Below are 18180 nucleotides of genomic sequence, written 5' to 3'. Positions count from 1 at the left end.
CGGCGGCCAGGGAGAGGCCGGACGGCCTGAGCCCGTCGCGGAAGGCCGTCAGTGCCGCGGCCGCAGCGTCGGGGGAGTCGGTCAGGGCGGCGGCCGCCCGGAGGTCACCCGAGGCCCAGGCGGCCAGGAAGGCCTTCGCCCCGGCGGCGGCGGACTCCGGGGACGGCGGCTCGGCCACGACCGTCCGGCCCTTCGAGCCGCTGCCCGAAGGGCCGGACAGCAGGGCGTATGCCCCGTAGCCGGCCGCTGCCAGTGCGACGGCCCCCAGTGCGCCGAGGATCCGGTGCGTTCCGTTCCGCTCGCTGCTGTACATGGCGCCGATCCTCAGGTCCAGATCCCGTCGCCCGCCGGGCGGCCCGCTTGACCTGCCGATCGTAGACGGCGCCGGGCGGCGGACCGGTGAAGCGCGGCAGGCCGCGGCGGTTCCCGTGCAGAAGTCCTCCGCGCCGGCCCCGGGCACGTCGTCGGTCCCGGAGCGTCGGCGACCCCGGTGCGGGCTGCCGTCCGGTCAGTCCGGCACCTCGGCCAGGTCGCGGAACTCCCTTGCGTGCGCGGCGAGCTGGTCCTGATCGACCGTGATGTCCGTCCGCGCCTCGAAGTAGGCGACCGACATGCTGCCGTCGACCCAGGCGCACGCGCCCGACTCGCCGAAGGTCGGCAGGCGTACCGTCCCGCAGGACATCCGGCCGCCGCGGGGACCGGGATCCACCGGGTGCGCGTCCACCAGCGGTGTCCCGTTCTCCGTCAGCGCGCGGAGGTCGGCCGCGAGGCTTCCCGCCGGGTCGAAGAAGTGCTCGTGGTGTCCCAGGGCTGCGATCATCGAGGTCTTCCCGTCCCCGTAGAAGGCGACGATCGGCCCGTTGCTGCGCTCCGCACCCGTCCCCAGGCTCGCCACGGCAGCGTGCTCGAAAGGGGTGGCGGGCAGCGAACGGAAGCTCTGCGGCGCCTGGAAGCGGTAGGCGCCCAGGGCCGCGAAGTTGTCCCGGTACGCCCAGCCGAAACCACCCGCCGTCACCAGGACGGCGACCAGGACACCGTAACCACCCGGGCACCGCCGCCCGGCTGGCCGCGCTGCGGGAGGTCGCCGGGGAGACCGGGGCGAGCGTCAACCAGGTCGTGCTGGCGTGGCAACTGCTCGGGCCGCTGCCGGTCGTGCCGTTGGTCGGAGCGTCCTCGGTGGCGCAGCTCGACGAGAGCCTGGCCGCGGTCGACCTGGAACTCTCGGACGACCAGCTGGCCAGGCTCGACGGCGCGCACTGAGGGGTACCCGGAGCCGTTGTCCTGAGGCGGTGTCGCGCGGGCCCGCCCGGTTCGGCGGGCCGTCAGGTCCGGGGCCGGCCCGGGGCCGTGGCCGTGGACGCCGCGGGCCGTCCGACGGCGACGGCCGGCGTCGGGGGCGCGGGCGGCCTGCTGCGGCCGGGCAGGGCGAGTGCGCCGACGGCGCCGAGCAGGCAGACGCCGGCCGCGACGACACAGGCGACGTGGAAGCCGTGCAGGAAGGAGTCCTGGACGGCGCCGAGCAGCTCCTGACCGGCCCGGCCGGGTGTGCCGCCGGCGGCGCCGAGCGCGGCGGCGACCGAGTTCCGGGCCGCGTCACCGACGTGCGCGGGGAGGGCGGCGAAGGACGTCCCGGCCAGGTGGGCGGCGTAGAGGGAGGTGAAGATGCTGCCGAGGACGGCGACGCCCAAGGTGCCGCCGGCCTCGCGGGTGGCGTCGTTGACCGCCGAGCCGACGCCCGCCTTGGCCGGGGAAGCACGCTGAGGATGGATTCGGTGGCGGGCGCCGTGGTCAGTCCGAGGCCCAGCCCGAGCAGCACCATCTGCCCGACGATGCGGTCGTAGGACATGAACGCCGGCGAGACGGCGATCCAGGCGAACGACGTGCCGAGCAGGAGCAGCCCGGTGGTGACCACCGCGCGGGTGCCGATCCGGGCGACCAGGGCGACGCCGCCGAGCGAGCCGAGCGCGATGGTCAGGGCGACCGGCAGGATCCGCACGCCGGTGGAGAGCGTGCCGTAGCCGCGGATGAACTGGAAGTACTGGGTCACCAGGAAGATGAACCCGAAGAGCGCGAAGAACGCCACCGTGACCGACCCGCTCGCCGCCGAGAACGCGGGTGTGCGGAACAGGGTGAGGTCGATCATCGGGTGGCTGCGCCGCCGTTCGACGAGGACGAAGACGACGGTGAGCACGGCGGCGAGGGCGAAGCCGGTGACCGTGGCGGGGGCGCTCCAGCCGCGTGTCGGGGCCTCGATGATCGTGTAGACCAGGACACCGATGGCGGCGGAGGACGCGAGCAGTCCGGGGAGGTCGAGGCGGGCCTCGGCCGGGTCACTGGACTCGGGTACCCAGGCCCAGGTGGCCGCCAGTGCGACGAGGGCGACGGGGACGAGCGCGACGAAGACGGACGGCCAGCCGAAGCGGGTCAGCAGCAGGCCGCCGATCACCGGTCCGACGGCGACGCCGAGTCCGGTGACGGCGCCCCACAGGCCGACCGCCTTCGCCCGCTCCCGCCGGTCGGGGAAGGCGTTGGTGATGATCGACAGGGTGGTCGGGAAGATGGTGGCCGCGCAGGCCCCCATGGCGAACCGGATGACGATCAGCGCCTCCGGTGATCCGGCGACGCCGCCGAGCGCGCTGGTGGCGGCGAATCCCGCCAGGCCGAACAGCAGGGCGGGGCGGCGCCCGAAGCGGTCGCCGAGCGAGCCGGCGGTGAGCACCAGTGCGGCGAAGGCGAGGTTGTAGCCGTCGACGATCCACTGCAGGTCGCGGGTGGTGGCGTTCAGCTGGCGGCTCAGATCGGGCAGGGCGACGTTGACGATCGTCGTGTCGAGGTTGATCGCGAAGGCGGCCAGGCAGACGGCCGCGAGGACGAGGTACCGCCGGTGTGCGGAGAGGTGGGGCATGAGGGCCTCCGGCCGGCTCTTGATGGTGGCTGCGGTGCGGACGGTGGTGGTGGTGCTGGTGGTGGTGGTCGAGGTGCATGTTGACGGTGACAACATGGCGTTGTTGACATCCTCGTCCTCGAAGTGGACACTGTCAACATTTCGGGCACAAGGGGATGATCCCGGTGAATCGGACCTATCACCACGGCAACCTCCGTGAGGCCCTGGTGGACGCGGGTGTGGCCCTGGCGCGGGGCGGCGGTCCGCAGGCCGTCGTGCTGCGGGCCGTCAGTCGCGAGGCGGGCGTCTCTCACAACGCCGCCTACCGCCACTTCACCGGCCACGAGGATCTGCTGGCCGCCGTCGCGGCCCGTTGCACCGAGCAGCTCGGGCAGCTGATGATCAGCCGTACCGCCGCCGTCGGCCCGGACGACCCCGTTCCGCGGGCCTGGGCCAGGCTGGAGGCGATCGGCCGCGCCTACCTCGACTTCGCCCGCACCGAACACGGCTGGTTCCGCACCGCCTTCTCCGGTGCCGGCGGACACGGCGGGGTCAAGCAGGCCGGCCCGCACCCCACCGACCCCGGCGCGGACCCCTACCTCCTGCTGGCCGCCCGGCTCGACGAACTCGTCGAGGTCGGCGCGCTCCCTGCGGACCGGCGCCCCGGTGCGGAGTACGCGGCCTGGTCCGCGGTGCACGGACTGTCGAGCCTGCTCGTGGACGGGCCGCTGCGCGACCTCCCCGAGGACGAAGTCCGGCTCGCCGCGCAGTCCGTCCTCGCGGTGGTGAGTCGCGGCCTGTAGCGGTCACCGCTGTCCGCGTGGAGCCCGCCCCGCCGCCGGGCCAGGTGCGATGCCGCTGGGTTAGCTGTGCCGGTCGGTGGCCCGCAGGGCGTGCAGGGCCCGGTCGAGCCGGGCCTGCCGGGTCTCCGGGGTGCGGGCCCGGAGCAGCGGCAGGATCAGCTGGTAGCGCGCCGTCCGGTCGAGCGCCTCGAAGGACGCCGCGGCTTCCGGGTCCGCCGCCAGGGTCGCGGCGAGGTCGGGCGGCACCGTCGCCGTCCGCTGCGACGCGTAGGCCGCGGCCCACCGTCCGTCCTGCTGTGCCGTGCGCACCTCGGCCAGGCCGGGCTCGCGCATCCGGCCGTCGGCGGTCAGTGCCGCGACCCGGTCCACGTTCACCTGCGACCACAGGCTGCCCGGCCGACGCGGCACGTACTTCTGGAGGTAGTGCCGGTCGTCGAGGAGCGCCGTTGGCCGGAGATCCACCCGTAGCAGAGCCCGATGTCGACCAGCTCGTCGGCGGTGACCGTCGGCAGGCCGGACTTCCGCTTCGCCATCCTGACCCACACGCCTTCGCGGCGCGTGTGGTGCCCGGCCAGCCAGTGCTCGAACGCCTCGGCGTCCCGGAAGGCGATGATCTCCACCCCGTCGATCTCCTCCACGCGGCCGAGGCTACCGCCCGGCCCGCAGGCGGGTCGGCCGCCGCTGCCCGTCGGCCGGTCAGACCGCCGTGCCGGACTCCCGGACGAGGCTGTCGGGTTCGACCGGCCGGGTGCAGCTCTCGCAGGTGACCCGGGGGTGAGGGTGTGCCCGCAGGTGTGGGTCCAGACCGTGGGAGGCGGCTGCCCGCCCGCCAGGTGCCGGTCGCCCCAGTGCATCAGGGTGAGCAGGACGGGCTGCAGGTCACGGCCGGCCTGGGTGAGGTGGTACTCGAACCGCGGCGGGCGCTCGGAGTACTGGACCCGGTCGAGGACTCCGGCGTCGGTGAGCTTGCGCAGCCGCGCCGTCAGGATGTCCCGCGGTGCGCCGGTGTTGGCGACGATCTGCTCGAAGCGCCGTTCGCCGAAGAAGACCTCGCGCAGGGCGAGCAGCGACCACTTCTCCCCGACGACGTCCAGCGTGCGCGCGATGGAGCACTCCCGTGGGGCGGGGCGCCGGCGGGGTTCGTGCGTTCCAGCCGCGGCCGGGTCGGCGGGACGGCCGGCGAGGTCCTCGTTCGTGGACATGGGGCAAGGCTACCGCGGTCCGTTGTGATTTCCTACGCACCGGTCTAGAGTGAGTTGGAAATCCAAACTCACCAACGTTCCGCACGGGACGGACAGGATCCCCATGACCATGAACCCGACCCGGACGGCCGACGCCCCGGCCATGGGGAGAGCCCGCCCGCCGAGCCCGCCGAGCCCGCCGAGCCCGCCGAGCCCGCCGAGCCCGCCGAGCCCGCCGGGCCCGTCGCCCGCCGGCGGCGCGGCCGTCCGGAGCACGGCTCGCGGACGAGGTGAACCGCTGACCCTGGCGGCGATGTGCCTCGGCGCGATGATGACCTTCGTCCTGATCACCGGTGCGGCCGCGGCCCTGTCCGAGATCCAGGCCGATCTCCGCGTCGCCCCCGGCGTTCTCGTCTGGATCCCGAGCGCGTACACGCTGGCCGTCGCGAGCCTCGTGCTGACCGCCGGCACCCTGGGCAACCGGTTCGGGCGCAAGAGGGTGTTCTGCGCCGGCGTCGTCGTCATGATCGTCGGCGGGCTGCTCGCCGCGTCGGCCGGCAGCACCGGAGCGGTGATCGCCGGCCAGCTCGTCTCCGGCGTGGGCGGCGCCCTGATCCTGCCCAACAGCCTGGCCGTCCTCGGCGCGACCTTCTCGGACCCCCACCGCCGGACGGAGGTCGTCACTGCCTGGGCGGCCGCGTCCGGCATCGGCCTGGCCGTCGGACCGCTGATCGCCGGCGTCCTGCTCGCCCACGCCGGCTGGCACGCCGTCTTCCTCACCGACGTCGTCCTCGGCGTCCTCACCCTGCTGGTCACCATCCCCTTTGTGGCCGAATCCCGGGCCCCCGGCGGCCGGATCGACGCCATCGGAGCACTGCTGGGCACCGTGACCATCGCCGGCCTGGTCTACGCACTCATCCAGGGGGACACGAGGGGTACGGCAGCACGCATGTCGTCATCGCCTGGGCCGTGGCGGCCGTCGGCGCCGTGGCCTTCGTGGCCGCCGAACTGCGCGTTCCCGCACCGACGCTCGACCTCCGGCTGTTCGCCTCACGGTCCTTCAGCGCAGTGATGGTGGTGGCCGCGGTCTCGCTGTTCGGCTTCACGGGCGTGGCGATCCTGCTCGTCCTCTTCTACGAGCAGGTCCAGCACCTGAGCGCCCTCGCGATGGCCTGGCGCGTCCTGGTGCTGTTCGGTGTCTACGTCGTCGTCGCCTTCGGCGCCGGCCGGGTGATCCGCCGCACCGGCTTCAAGGCCCCACTGGCGCTCGGGCTGCTCCTCGGCGGGCTGGCCAGCCTCGGCCTGCTCACCGTCGACCCCGGCACCTCCTACGCGCGGGTGTGGCCGCTGCTCGCCCTCTTCGGCGCCGCCTGCGGCCTGGTGGCCGCACCCAGCACGGCCGCAGCCCTGGTCAGCGTCGCGCCCGAGCGGGCCGGCATGGCGTCCGGGGCGGTCAACACGGCCCGGCAGGTCGGCTCCGTCATGGGTGCGGCCCTCCTCGGCTCGCTGCTCACCAGCCGCCTCACCGCGGAGCTGCCGCACCAGCTCGCGGCACACGGCGTCCCGAGTGCCGCCCGCGGACCGGTCGCCGCTGGTGTCGCCGCCGGGCACGCGGCCGCGGCACCGCTGCCGCACGGTGCACGCGCCGCGATCGCGGACGCCTTCACCGCCGGGATGCACGCCGGCCTGGTCGTCAACGCCGTCGTGTTCCTCGGTGCGGCCGTCCTGGCACTGACGGCCGTCCGCAACAGGCCGCACCAGTCGGACCGCCCCTCGCCCGCGCCGTCCGCGCAGTCGCCCGGCTGAGCGCGTCCCGACCTCCGTACTCACCGACCCCCGTACCCACCGACACCCCCGGAGCCAGTCATGGACCTCTCCACCAGCACCGTCCTCGTCACCGGAGCCAACCGCGGCCTCGGCCGCGAGCTGAGTCGCGAGCTGCTCGCGCGCGGCGCCACCGTCTACGCCGGTGCGCGCAACCCCGACCTGGTCGACCTGCCCGGCGCCAAGCCGATCGCCCTCGACATCACCGATCCTCTCGGTGGCCGCGGCCGCCGCGGCCACCGGCGATGTCACCGTCCTCGTCAACAACGCGGGCACATCCACCGGCAGCGACCTGCTGACGGGTGATCCCGAGAGCATCCGGCTGGAGATGGAGACCCACTACTTCGGCACCCTGTCGGTCGTCCGGGCCTTCGCTCCGCAGATCGCGGCGAACGGCGGCGGCGCCGTCCTCAACATCCTCTCGGTGCTGTCCTGGGTGAGCTTCCCCGGGCCGGCGCCTACTCCGCGGCCAAGTCGGCCGAGTGGTCGCTCACCAACGCCCTGCGCGTGCAGCTCGCGGACCGGGGCATCCGGGTGGCCGGCCTGCACGTCGGCTACATGGACACCGACATGACCCGGGGGATCACCGCCCCCAAGACGGACCCGGTGGAGGTCGCCCGGCTCGCCGTGGACGGCATCGCGGCCGGCGCCCACGAGATCGTCGCCGACGACACCAGCCGCCGGGTACTGGCCGGCTTGTCCTCCGGCGTCGCGGGGCTGTACCCGCAGGTGTCCTGAGCGGCTGCCCCGTGCGTCGCGGGATCCGGTCGATCCCGCGGCCCGGGGTCCCGCCGGGCGCGCCGAGCGGATTCCGCCGGGCGCGCTGAACGGATGTCGGGCGACTAGGGTGAGCAGCACGACGTGCCCTTCCGTCGGCCGCGTGGCGGTGACCCGGATTCCTGCAGCGCGGCCACTGCGCTGTCCACGTGCGTCCTCGGACGACTCCTCGGCGGCGCGGCCCGGGCACGGGAACCTCGGGGACAATCCGGATCCACCTGGACCACTTCGAAGGGGAATGCCATGCCCTTTGTCAGCGCCGCGGACGGCACCCAGATCTTCTACAAGGACTGGGGCTCGGGCCAGCCGGTCGTCTTCTCCCACGGCTGGCCGCTCACCGCCGACGCCTGGGACCCTCAGCTGAAGCTGATGGCGGACAACGGGTTCCGTGCCATCGCCCACGACCGGCGCGGCGGCGGACGCTCCGGTCAGCCCTGGGACGGGAACAACCTCGACACCTACGCGGACGACCTGGCCGCGGTCATCGAGGCGCTGGACCTCCGCGACGCCATCCTGGTCGGCCACTCGACCGGCGGCGGTGAGGTCACGCGCTACCTCGGCCGGCACGGATCCGGCCGGGTGGCCAAGGCCGTCCTGGTCGGCGCCATCCCCCGTTGATGCTCAGGACGGACGCCAATCCGGAAGGTCTGCCGATCGATGTCTTCGACGGCATCCGCGACGGTGTGGCGAGCGACCGGTCCCAGTTCTTCAGGGAGCTGAGCGGCCCCTTCTACGGAGCCAACCGCGACGGATCGACCGTCACCCAGGGCACCCGCGACGAGTTCTGGCTCTGGGGCATGTCGGTGGGCATCAAGGGGGCCTACGACTGCGTCAAGGCGTTCTCGGAGACCGACCTGACCGAGGACCTCAAGAAGATCGACGTGCCGACGCTCATCGTGCACGGCGACGACGACCAGATCGTCCCCATCGTGGCCTCCGGTGACAAGTCGTCGAAGCTGGTCAAGGGCGCTGTCTACAAGATCTACCGGGTGCGCCCCACGGCCTCGCCATGGTGCCGAAGTTCGCCGAGACGTTCAACGCCGACCTGCTCGCCTTTGCCCGCAGCTGAGCCACCGCTCCGACCGGGCGCCCGGCCGCGCGCAGCGGGCGGGCGCCCATCGGTTGTACGCGGGTTGTATACAACTTCTCGATGCTACCCGTCCTGTCCGGCGTCCGGATCCGGTCGGCGACGCCGGTATGCCGACTGGGCGAGCACGATGTGACGGGCCACCAGGTCGCGGGCCCGCTCCTGGTCGCCCTCCTCGATCGCCGCCACGATCTCCACGTGCTCCCGCCAGGAGTCCGTGGCCCGGCGGGGCAGTTCGGCCGCGTACACCCAGGCGATCTTGTTGCTGAGCTGGGTGACCAGCTGACTGAGCGTGCGGCTCCCGGAGGCGGTGGCGATCACCTCGTGCAGCCGGCTGTTCAGCCGCGCGAGCTCCTCCAGCCGTCCGTCCTCCGCGGCCTCCGTGCCCAGCGAGACGAGTTCCTTCATCCGTCCGACCTGCTCGGCCGTGCGCCGCAGGGCGGCGCGCCCCGCGCCCAGCGGCTCCAGCAGGGCCCGGATCTCCAGCAGGTCCTCGGCCTCGTCGTCGCTCAACTCCACCACGGCGATGCCCGCGTACGGGCGGCTCACCAGGAAGCCCTCGGCCTCCAGTGAGCGCAGCGCCTCGCGGACCGGCACCCGGGACACCCCGTAGCGGGCCGCCATGGCCTCCTCGGTCAGCCGCCGGCCGGGCGGGTGGACGCCCCGGATCAGGTCCTCGCGGATTGCCCGGACGACCGCCTGCGGCGAGACCCGTCCGCGACCCGTCGCCGACCGCCCGGCCTCGTCATCCATGATCAACCTCGATTGGATACAATCGCTGCTCCTTCGGCGAAAGAGCTGGCGTGGCGAACGTACTACAACCCGGTCCCGGCCCGATCAACGGCGACGTGCCCCCTTCCCGCCCCCCGATACCCTCTCCCGGAGCCTGCCGCCGGCCGCAGGGGCCGCCACCGCCCGAATGCCGGGCGCGGCGGGCCCGCACCGTCCGGGGGCCACCGGTGAAGCACGTCACCCCGCACCTCGAACGCCTCGGGATCGATCCCTACCTGCTGGCCATCCTGGCCACCGTCGCCCTCGCCGTCGTGCTCCCCGCCGACGGGTCCGCGGCCCGCGGGCTCTCGGCGGCCACGACCGTCCTGATCGGCCTGTTGTTCTTCCTCTACGGTGCCCGGCTGTCGCCGCGGGCCGCGCTGGCCGGCGCGACCCACTGGCGGCTGCACCTCACCATCCTCACCGCCACGTTCGCGCTCTTCCCGCTGCTCGGGCTGGCCGCCCGGGCGCTGACGGCCCCCGTGCTCGGTCCGGACCTCGCCCGCGGTGTGCTCTTCCTGTGTCTGCTGCCGTCCACCTTGCAGTCCTCGATCGCCTTCACGACGATCGCCGGTGGCAACACCGCCGGGGCGGTCTGCGCGGCGTCGTTCTCCAGCCTGGTCGGGATCGTGGTCACGCCGCTGCTGGCCTCCCTGCTCCTGGGCGGTGCGGGCGCGGTGCGGCTCGACGGGGAGCGGTGCTGACCCTCGTCCTGCAACTGCTGCTGCCGTTCCTGCTCGGCCAGCTCTCGCGCCGCTGGACAGCCGGGTGGATCGCCGCGCACAAGCCGCTGGTGACGGCGGTGGACCGCGGATCGATCCTCGTCGTCATCTACGGCGCCTTCAGCGAAGGCATGGTGGCCGGGGTCTGGCACACCGTGTCGCCCGGCAGGCTGCTCCTGCTGCTGGTGGTCTGCCTGGTGCTCCTGGCATCCGCACTCACCCTGACCGACCAGGGCGCGCGGCGGCTGGGGTTCTCCCGCGAGGACCGCGTCACGGTGGTCTTCTGCGGCTCGAAGAAGAGCCTGGCGAGCGGGCTGCCGATGGCTGCGGTGCTGTTCGCCTCCTCGGGCCTCGGCCTCGTCGTGCTGCCGCTGATGCTCTTCCACCAGGTGCAGCTGATGGCCTGCACGGTGCTGGCCCGCCGGTGGGGCGCGGCGACGGCCGCCGATCGCAGGCCGGCGGAGGCGGCGGCCGTCCCGGTCGGCTGATGCCTCCGGCCGGCGAAGAGATCCCCGATGCACCCGCGTGACGCGCGGGGTACGGCCCGGCCGGTCCGGCCCGCGCGCGGTCGCCCCGGGATGTCGTAGACAGAAGTGCGCACCCGGGCCGGTCAGGGCCGACAAGAGCGGGGACGGTCCTCGCCGCCGGGCAGTCGACCGCAAGGGCCTGCCGAGGCCCTTGGACTTCGCGGGCAGCCCGCAGGTTTGGTCGGGGCGTGACGGGACAGACGGCCTGTCGGCGGGGTCATCGGAGGTCCCGACGTGCTGTCCCCCGGCCGTCGGCGCCTCCGCCGCAGAAGGGTCCGGCCGCTTCCACCCCCGGGGCGGTCGGACCCGCGCCCCGCTGCGGCGCGATGGTCGGGCCCGGCGGTGCAACCTACGGAGTCCGTCGGAGCGGCGCCGTTCGGCAGGAGGGGTGAACCGTGTCGAGGGGCCGCCCCGAGCGGCGTACCCGCCCGCGCCGAGGCCCGGCGGCTTGGCCCAACCTGGAACCACGCGGCCCCGCTTGCGGACCCCCGAGCGCGGCGGGGCCCCGACCACCCTCCGGATCCGCCGGCGCACGACAGCGTCCTGCCCGGGCGGGGGCCGTCCCGGCCTGCACGGTGGACGGGCGCTCGACACGCTGCTGTCGGTCTGTCAGATCCACGTGCGACGGTGATCGCATGTCCGACACCACTGCCCACGAGCCGTCCCGGCTCTCCGATCCCCTCGACCCCTTCGTGCAGGCCCTCGCCGACCTCTGGGCCTTCCTGCCCGTCCCGCCCGCCGTCCCGGTCACCGGACCCGGCATCGTGACCGCCCTGCGCGGCGCCGAGGCCGCCGCCCGCGGCGAGCGGCGCGAACTGTGGGGCTTTGCCGCCATGAACGCCCAGGCCGCCCTCAACGCGGGCCCCGGTGCCCGGCCGTCCGCCGGCGAGCTGTGGGCCGCGGCCCTGGAGTACGCCCGGATCGCCGCAGCCTCGTAACCCCGCGCACCCGGCCGACCCGCGCACCCGGCCGACCCGCGCACCCGGCCGACCCGCGCACCCGGCCGACCTCGGCCGCCCGGCCGGCGCCCGCCCGCGAGGCGGCCGGATACCCTCGTCGGCACCAGCACCACCGGCGGAGGAGAGCGGACACATGGCGGCGCGGGTCACAGCGGTCAGCAGCAACGCGACGTACTCCTTCAGCAAGCCGAACCGCGCGAGCATCACCCTGCTCACCGGCCTCGGCGTGGCGGGGACGTGCACGCCGGGGAGACCATCAAGCACCGGTTCCGCATGCAGTACGAGCCGGACCTGCCCAACCTGCGCCAGGTCCACCTCATCCACGAGGAGCTCTTCGACGAGCTCGCCGTGAAGGGCTTCGCGGTGGCGGCCGGTGAGCTCGGCGAGAACATCTCGACCCGCGGGATCGACCTGCTCGGCCTCCCGACCGGGGCCCTGCTGCACCTCGGCGCCGGGGCGATCATCGAGGTCACCGGTCTGCGCAACCCGTGCGCGCAGATCGACTCCTTCTGCAAGGGCCTGCTGAAGGAGGTCTTCGCGATCGACGCGGAGACCGGCGAGTTCACGTTCAAGTCCGGGATCATGGGGGTGATCCGGCAGGGCGGCGAGGTTCGCCCCGGCGACGTGATCGAGGTCGAGGCGCCCGCCGGCCCGCACCGCCCGCTCGAACGCGTCTGACCCGGGCCTGGGCCTCCGTCTGACGGCGGAGGCTGCCGACCCCCCGTCAGCGGGCCTTCTCCACGGTGCCGGACCCCGTGGCTCCGGGGCCCGGTGGCCCGGTGGCCGCCGGGACTTCCGGTGGCCGCCGGGCCGCTACTGTTCGGGTGAGGCCAGACATCAGATCCGAGGGAGACCCATGGCAGAGCGCCCGGCCCGCAGGCCCCGCACGCCGCACACCGCCCGTGTCGTCCGTACCGAGCGGCTCACCCCGCACATGCAGCGCGTCGTCCTCGGCGGCGAGGGGCTCGCGGAGTTCACGGCCGGCACGGCGACCGACCACTACGTGAAGCTGCTGTTCCCGGCCGAGGGCGTGACCTATCCGGAGCCGTTCGACCTGGAACGGATCCGCGAGGAGTTCCCGCGGGAGCAGTGGCCGGTCACCCGCACCTACACCGTTCGTGCCTGGAACCCCGAACTGCGTGAAATCCAGCTGGACTTCGTCGTCCACGGGGACGAGGGCCTGGCCGGTCCGTGGGCAGCGCGCGCCAAGCCCGGCGACATCGTGCGCTTCATGGGCCCCGGCGGCGGCTACACCCCCGACACCACCGCCGACTGGCACCTGCTGGCCGGCGACGAGAGCGCCCTGCCCGCCATCGCGGCCGCGCTGGAGGCCCTGCCCGAACACACCGAGGTCCGTGCCTTCGTGGAGGTCGCGGGGCCCGAGGACGAGCAGAAGATCGCCTCCCCGGCGGAGGTCGTCTGGCTGCACCGCGGGGAGCGGCCGGTCGGTGCGGCGTTGGTCGAAGCCGTGCGCGCGCTGGAGTTCCCCGCGGGCCGGGTGCACGCCTTCGTGCACGGCGAGGCCGGGTTCGTGAAGGAGCTGCGCCGGCTGCTGCGGATCGAACGGCAGATCCCGCTCTCCGACCTCTCGATCTCCGGCTACTGGCGGCTCGGCCACAACGAGGACGGCTGGCAGGCCTCGAAGCGCGAGTGGAATGCCCAGGTCGAGGCCGAGCAGGACAGCGCCGCGTCCTGACGCGGGCCCCTGACGCCGCGTCCGCCCGCGGTCTCCGGGCGGACGCGGCGGGACGGGTGTCCGCGGGGGCCGGCCGGCCGTCGGGCCGGTGATCACCGTGTCGGAGGGCTCCGCTAGGTTGTGGTCCCGCCGTCCCCCCCGGGGGCGGCGTCGCCTTCACCATGCCCCGTCAGCACCTCCGGAGAGCCCCGCCCATGGACAGCACGCCGACCACCGGGCCGGCCGCGGCACCGCCGACCGCCGTCTGCTTCCGCCACCCCGGCCGGGAGTCGTACATCCGGTGCACCCGGTGCGACCGGTACGCCTGCCCGGACTGTCGGCGCGACGCGGCCGTCGGCTACCAGTGCGTGGAATGCGTGAAGGGCGCGGCCCGGAGCGCCCGACCGACGGTCACCCGCTTCGGCGGGCGCGCCGCGGCCCTCCCCGTCCTGACCTGGACGCTGATCGTGCTCAACGTCCTGGCCTACCTGGCGGAGCTCGCCGGCCCCGGGATCGTCGACCGGTTCTCCGCGCTGGGGCAGTCCGTCGTCGGGCCGGACGGCGGCTACTACACGGTCGACGCGCCGTACCTCCCGGCGGGCTATCACGCGGTCGGCATCGCGCACGGCGAGTGGTACCGGCTGATCACCTCGGCGTTCCTCCATCTCCCCCGACCCAGGGCCTCTTCGGGATCGCCCACATCGCGGTCAACATGTACTGGGTGTGGCTGCTCGGCCGTGTCCTGGAGGGATGGCTCGGCCGGGTCCGCTTCCTCGGCCTGTACCTGGTGTCCGCGCTCGGCGGCGCGGTGATGGAGTACGTGCTGGCACCCGACCAGCCCGCGATCGGCGCGTCCGGGGCCGTCTTCGGACTGACCGGCGCCTACGTCGTGATGGCGCGGCGGATCCGCCACGACCCGCTCGACAGCGGCCGGCTCCTCGGCGGCTCGCTGGTCTGGCTGGTCGTCTCGGCGGGCTTCACCTCCTGGCAGGGCCATCTCGGCGGCCTGCTGGCGGGTGCCGCGGTCGGTGCCGTCCTCGCCCTCGCCCCGAACCGCTCACCGCGCGGCCGCAGTGCGGTCCAGGCCGCCGGCACGGTGGGTGTGGCGCTGGTACTGGTGGCCGCGGTCGCCCTGAAGACCTCGGACCTCCTGATGAACACGCCCTGGAGCTGAGGCGGCCGCCGGGGCGGACGGCTCCGCCGGATCCTCCTATCCCGCCCGGCGCGCCCGTGCGCGGCCGGCCACGGTGAGGGCGAGCGCGCCCAGGATCAGCAGCGCCGCCACCGCGAAGGTGATCCGCATTCCGGCGGCAACGGCCGCGGGGTGCGCCGTCGTCACGTCCGTCGCCATGTTCCGTGTCCCGTCCGCGGTGGCCGCGGCGAGGCTGAACACGGCGCCCATCACCGTGGCGCCGGTGATCAGGCCGAGGTTGCGCGACAGGTTGAGCATGCCCGAGACGACGCCCCGTCGATCGGGGTGGACGTCCGCCATGACGGTGGTGTTGTTCGCGGTCTGGAAGACGGCGTAGCCGGCGGTGACGACCACGAGGGGGCGAGGTAGCCGAGGAGGCCGAGCGCCGTCGGCGTCAGGGCCAGGACGACGGAGCCGGCGGCGATGCCTGCGAGCCCGAGGACGGTCATCCTCGGGGCGCCGAAGCGATCCGCGAGGCGACCGGCCGGCACACCGGCCAGGGCGGTGGCCAACGGACCGGCGGACAGGGCGAGTCCGACGGCGGCGTTGCCGAGCCCGAGGCCGCGGGCGAGGTAGAACGGCCCGACCACCAGCGTCCCCATCATCACCGTCGAGACGAGGGCGCTCGTGCCGAGGCCCGCCCGCAGCAGCGGATCACGCAGCACCGCCGGGCGGATCAGGGGCGAAGCGGCCCTCGACTCGGCCCGGACGAACAGGCCGGCCCCGCCGGCGGCCGCCACCAGCAACGTCAGGTTGAGCGACCCGAAGCTGCCGTGCCCGAGCGTCATCGCGAGGGCGTACGCGGCCAGGGTCAGGGCGAGCAGCAGCGTGCCGACCCCATCGAAGCCGGTCCGGTCGAGGCCGGTCCGCTCGGCGGCGGCCCGGTGACGGTCGGGCGGCAGGTGGCGGTGGGCCAGGACGAGGGCCAGCAGGCCCAGCGGGGCGTTCAGGAGGAAGATCACCCGCCAGCCGGGGCCGGAGATCAGCGCGCCGCCCAGGGACGGACCGAGGGCGGTGCCGATCGCGGACATCGTGCCGAGCAGGCCCATGGCGCTGCCCGTCCGGGCGGTCGGGACGGTCTCGCCCACGAACGCCATGGTGAGGGCCATCATGACGGCCGCGCCGGTGCCCTGCAGGGCCCGGGCGGCGATCAGGATCCCGAGCGCGGGAGCGGCCCCGCACAGCACCGAGCCCGCCGTGAACAGCGAGATCCCGGCCAGCAGTAGCCGCCGGCGGCCGGTGAGGTCACCGAGCCGTCCGACGCTGACGACCAGGCTGGTGACGGCCAGCAGGTAGGCGAGGACGATCCACTGCACCTCCTGGAACGAGGCACCGAAGGCGCGCGCCAGCGTCGGCAGTGCGACGTTGGCACTGCTGGTGCCGAGCGAGGACAGCACCATGGAGAGCGACAGCCCGGCGAGGACCCACCGGACGGACGACGCCCGTGGCATGCCGTCGGGCGTGATCGCCCCGTTCCGTTGCCTGCTGAGGAGCGTCACCGTGCCCTCCGCTCTTCCGCGAGGACCGCGACGGCCGCGAGGGCCGCGGCGATCCGGCAGCCGGTGGGGTGGAGTCCGGTGCCGGACTCGTGGTGTGGGTTCATGCCCGGGAGCGTGCCTCCGGCGGACGCACCGCGGCAATGTTTGTTGCCGATTCCGGGACGGCGCGGTGGAATGCCCCCATGGAATCACCACCGACGTACCAGGCGGTCCTCGACGAGGTCGGTCCCCGGCTCCGGCGGTTGCGCGAGCGGCGCGGCCTCACCCTGGCCGCGGTGTCCGAGGCGACCGGCATCTCCAAGAGCACGCTGTCCCGGCTGGAGTCGGGGCAGCGGCGCCCGAGCCTGGAGCTGCTGCTGCCCCTGGCGGGCGCCTACAACGTGCCGCTGGACGACCTGGTCGGTGCGCCCGAAGTGGGGGACCCCCGGGTGCGGCTGACGCCCCGGGCACTGCCGAGCGGCGGGGTCTTCGTCCCGCTGAGCCGGAGCCCGGGCCCGCTCCAGGCGTACAAGATGGTCATCGCGAGTCGGGGCGCCGAGCCGGAGCTCCGGACGCACGAGGGCTACGAGTGGCTCTACGTGCTGGACGGGCGACTGCGGCTCGTCCTGGCCGAGCACGACATCGTCCTCGGCCCCGGCGAGGTGGCCGAGTTCGACACCCGGGTACCGCACTGGTTCAGCAGCGCGGACGGGCGGCCCGTCGAGGTGCTCAGCCTCTTCGGGCGGCAGGGGGAGCGGATGCACGTCCGGGCGAAGCCCCGGGGGTGACGGTCGGGGCCCCGGTTTGGCCGGGGGCTGCACCGCCGGCCGAGCGGACGGTCCGTCAGATGCCGTGCTCGCGCAGGCCGACGCAGTCGAAGTCCCAGAAGACGTCCGAATAGACGAACGTGCCCGTCATCCAGGGCTCGTGGGCCGACAGCCGGGCGACCTGGAAGGCGGGTCCGGGGATGCGCAGCGACGGGGAACGGAACCCCAGCGGGCCGGCGGCCTCGAAGCCGCGGCTGCCGTAGTAGCGCGGGGAGCCCTCCAGGAACACCAGCGGCACGCCCCGGCCCTCCGCCGCCGCGAGGGCGTGGGCGACCAGCCGGGAGCCGATGCCCCGGCGCTGGTGGGCGGGGAGGACGCCCAGCGGCGACAGGGACAGCACGTCGACGATCCGGCGCGGTGCGTCGAGCCGGGTGGCACTCAACAGCACGTGCCCGACCACCCGGTCGTCGACGGTGGCGACGAAGGACAGCGGCGCCGTCGCGGCCCGCGCAACGCGCAGCGCCGCCACCAGCCCGGGGACCCGTTCACCGTCGCCGAACGCCTCGGCGTGCACCGTCCGCACGGCGTCGTGGTCGTCAAGGGTCTCCGGCCTGATCACCACGCGGGTGCCGTCGGGCGCGGTGGGGGAGCCGTCTGCCGCCTCGTGAGCTGTCATGGCCGCGAGGGTAGAGCCCGGGTGGCTTCCGCGCGAGCGGATATTGCGCACTCTGCGGGTCCGCCGCCGGCCCGCCCCACCGGACCCTCCTCGACGGGCGGACGGTGCCGGACGCGGTACTGGGCTGCGCGGCTCGCCTGCCGGGGCGGCTGCGACCCGGGTGGGCGCCCGCTTACCGGAGGCCCGTCGTCAGGTACGCCTCCAGGTGGTCGGCCAGTTCCACCGGGTGTCCCAGCATGGGGCAGTGGTCGCCGGGCATCTCGTCGGGGGTGATGCCGAGCCGATCCCGGACGATCCGGCGCAGGTAGGCGGCGGGCAGGAAGCGGTCGTCCCGGGCCAGCAGGAACCGGGTGGGGACGTCCGGCCATGCCGACAGCGGCCAGGGCGCCAGGAACGGCGTGGCCGACTGCGCACGGGTGTGCGTCCCGGCCTCGGCGGCCAGGGCGGGCGGGGTGTCCTGGAAGAAGAGGGCAATCTCGTCGTCCGGATCCCTGCCGTCGCGGGCGTCCTGGGCCTGCCGGGCCTGCGGGTAGCCCGTGTTTCCCCACCACTCGCCCGGGGTCTCGCCCGGTGCCGGGACCTGCGCCTGAAGCATCACCAGCAGGGCCACCGGCATGCGGTCGCACACCAGCGGCGCGGTGAACCCGCCGAAGGAGTGCGCCACCAGGACCGGGTCGGCCCGGTCGCCGACGGCCTCGACGACGGTGTCGGCGTACTCCGCGAGTCCGGCCGTGTCGTCGTCGCACGGCAGGTCGACCGCCACCACGTCATGGCCCCGCTCGTGCAGCTCGGCCGAGAGGAGGTGCCAGTACCACGGGCCTGCGGCGGCCCCGGGAATCAGGACGAACAGGGCCATC

The 18180-nt window shown here is 74.1% G+C and carries 16 protein-coding genes and 6 pseudogenes; 13 read left to right on the top strand and 9 right to left on the bottom strand.

The genetic code is table 11. The features are described from left to right. Nucleotides 1–508: 508 nt before the first annotated feature. Nucleotides 509–1015, bottom strand: coding sequence for a hypothetical protein (locus ABEB13_RS03945; protein WP_345704296.1), 507 nt, complete (start codon nt 1013–1015; stop codon nt 509–511). An 11-nt stretch (nt 1016–1026) separates the two neighbouring features. On the opposite strand from ABEB13_RS03945, the pseudogene ABEB13_RS03940 reads away from it, so the two are divergent. After that, a pseudogene (locus ABEB13_RS03940) lies at nt 1027–1260 on the top strand (aldo/keto reductase); the annotation flags it as partial. A gap of 526 nt (nt 1261–1786) precedes the next feature. Here ABEB13_RS03940 and ABEB13_RS03935 read toward each other — a convergent pair. Then, nucleotides 1787–2905, bottom strand: a pseudogene (locus ABEB13_RS03935) (MFS transporter); the annotation flags it as partial. A gap of 164 nt (nt 2906–3069) precedes the next feature. Here ABEB13_RS03935 and ABEB13_RS03930 point away from each other — a divergent pair. Next, nucleotides 3070–3687 (top strand): TetR/AcrR family transcriptional regulator, encoded by a 618-nt coding sequence (locus ABEB13_RS03930; protein WP_345704295.1) that lies wholly within the window; start codon nt 3070–3072, stop codon nt 3685–3687. A 60-nt stretch (nt 3688–3747) separates the two neighbouring features. Here ABEB13_RS03930 and ABEB13_RS03925 read toward each other — a convergent pair whose 3' ends face one another. Both ABEB13_RS03925 and ABEB13_RS40245 read right to left on the bottom strand, forming a co-directional pair. After that, nucleotides 3748–4062: a YdeI/OmpD-associated family protein gene (locus tag ABEB13_RS03925; protein ID WP_345704294.1), complete on the bottom strand. Its 315-nt coding sequence runs from the start codon at nt 4060–4062 to the stop codon at nt 3748–3750. Continuing rightward, nucleotides 4059–4889, bottom strand: coding sequence for a winged helix-turn-helix transcriptional regulator (locus ABEB13_RS40245; protein ID WP_425559858.1), 831 nt, complete (start codon nt 4887–4889; stop codon nt 4059–4061). Before ABEB13_RS40245 ends, ABEB13_RS03925 begins: the two co-directional genes overlap by 4 nt. A 292-nt stretch (nt 4890–5181) precedes the next feature. On the opposite strand from ABEB13_RS40245, the gene ABEB13_RS03910 reads away from it, so the two are divergent. From ABEB13_RS03910 to ABEB13_RS03895, 4 genes and pseudogenes are all read left to right on the top strand, one after another. After that, nucleotides 5182–5940 carry an MFS transporter gene (locus ABEB13_RS03910; protein ID WP_345704292.1) on the top strand — a complete coding sequence of 253 codons (759 nt, stop codon included), beginning with the start codon at nt 5182–5184 and terminating at the stop codon, nt 5938–5940. Continuing rightward, a complete protein-coding gene (locus tag ABEB13_RS03905; RefSeq protein WP_345704291.1) occupies nt 5856–6674 on the top strand; it encodes an MFS transporter in 819 nt (272 codons plus the stop codon). Before ABEB13_RS03910 ends, ABEB13_RS03905 begins: the two co-directional genes overlap by 85 nt. Before the next feature lie 60 nt (nt 6675–6734). Continuing rightward, nucleotides 6735–7430: pseudogene (locus tag ABEB13_RS03900) on the top strand (SDR family oxidoreductase). A gap of 282 nt (nt 7431–7712) precedes the next feature. After that, nucleotides 7713–8538: pseudogene (locus tag ABEB13_RS03895) on the top strand (alpha/beta fold hydrolase). 84 nt (nt 8539–8622) lie between these two features. On the opposite strand, the gene ABEB13_RS03890 reads toward ABEB13_RS03895, so the two are convergent. Then, nucleotides 8623–9309: a GntR family transcriptional regulator gene (locus ABEB13_RS03890; protein ID WP_345704290.1), complete on the bottom strand. Its 687-nt coding sequence runs from the start codon at nt 9307–9309 to the stop codon at nt 8623–8625. 206 nt (nt 9310–9515) lie between these two features. Here ABEB13_RS03890 and ABEB13_RS03885 point away from each other — a divergent pair. From ABEB13_RS03885 to ABEB13_RS03860, 6 genes and pseudogenes are all read left to right on the top strand, one after another. After that, nucleotides 9516–10537, top strand: a pseudogene (locus tag ABEB13_RS03885) (bile acid:sodium symporter family protein). 674 nt (nt 10538–11211) lie between these two features. Continuing rightward, nucleotides 11212–11514, top strand: coding sequence for a hypothetical protein (locus ABEB13_RS03880; RefSeq protein ID WP_345704289.1), 303 nt, complete (start codon nt 11212–11214; stop codon nt 11512–11514). A 154-nt stretch (nt 11515–11668) separates the two neighbouring features. Continuing rightward, a pseudogene (locus tag ABEB13_RS03875) lies at nt 11669–12213 on the top strand (MOSC domain-containing protein). Between the two features lie 178 nt (nt 12214–12391). Continuing rightward, a complete protein-coding gene (locus ABEB13_RS03870; protein ID WP_345704288.1) occupies nt 12392–13231 on the top strand; it encodes a siderophore-interacting protein in 840 nt (279 codons plus the stop codon). Nucleotides 13232–13425: 194 nt separating this feature from the next. Then, complete coding sequence (locus ABEB13_RS03865) at nt 13426–14022, top strand: rhomboid family intramembrane serine protease (protein WP_345704287.1); 597 nt, start codon at nt 13426–13428, stop codon at nt 14020–14022. Then, nucleotides 13923–14384, top strand: coding sequence for a rhomboid family intramembrane serine protease (locus tag ABEB13_RS03860; RefSeq protein ID WP_345704286.1), 462 nt, complete (start codon nt 13923–13925; stop codon nt 14382–14384). Before ABEB13_RS03865 ends, ABEB13_RS03860 begins: the two co-directional genes overlap by 100 nt. A gap of 36 nt (nt 14385–14420) precedes the next feature. Here the strand turns inward: ABEB13_RS03860 and ABEB13_RS03855 are convergent, their stop codons facing one another. Together ABEB13_RS03855 and ABEB13_RS03850 are read right to left on the bottom strand one after the other, a co-directional pair. Next, entirely contained in the window at nt 14421–14660 is a 240-nt protein-coding gene (locus tag ABEB13_RS03855) for a hypothetical protein (protein WP_345704285.1), read from the bottom strand. Beyond that, the gene (locus ABEB13_RS03850) at nt 14630–15853 is read right to left on the bottom strand and encodes an MFS transporter (RefSeq protein ID WP_345704284.1); all 1224 of its coding nucleotides are present in this window, start codon (nt 15851–15853) and stop codon (nt 14630–14632) included. Before ABEB13_RS03850 ends, ABEB13_RS03855 begins: the two co-directional genes overlap by 31 nt. A gap of 230 nt (nt 15854–16083) precedes the next feature. On the opposite strand from ABEB13_RS03850, the gene ABEB13_RS03845 reads away from it, so the two are divergent. Then, complete coding sequence (locus ABEB13_RS03845; protein ID WP_345704283.1) at nt 16084–16668, top strand: XRE family transcriptional regulator; 585 nt, start codon at nt 16084–16086, stop codon at nt 16666–16668. A gap of 55 nt (nt 16669–16723) precedes the next feature. Here the strand turns inward: ABEB13_RS03845 and ABEB13_RS03840 are convergent, their stop codons facing one another. Together ABEB13_RS03840 and ABEB13_RS03835 are read right to left on the bottom strand one after the other, a co-directional pair. Beyond that, nucleotides 16724–17266 carry a GNAT family N-acetyltransferase gene (locus ABEB13_RS03840; protein WP_380231994.1) on the bottom strand — a complete coding sequence of 181 codons (543 nt, stop codon included), beginning with the start codon at nt 17264–17266 and terminating at the stop codon, nt 16724–16726. A 229-nt stretch (nt 17267–17495) separates the two neighbouring features. Further along, complete coding sequence (locus ABEB13_RS03835) at nt 17496–18179, bottom strand: alpha/beta hydrolase (RefSeq protein WP_345704281.1); 684 nt, start codon at nt 18177–18179, stop codon at nt 17496–17498. Nucleotide 18180 lies beyond the last annotated feature (1 nt).

The organism is Kitasatospora paranensis (assembly GCF_039544005.1).
GTDB lineage: Bacteria > Actinomycetota > Actinomycetes > Streptomycetales > Streptomycetaceae > Kitasatospora > Kitasatospora paranensis.
Note: the sequence above shows the minus strand (reverse complement) of the source record. Positions and strands in the feature narration are given on the sequence as shown.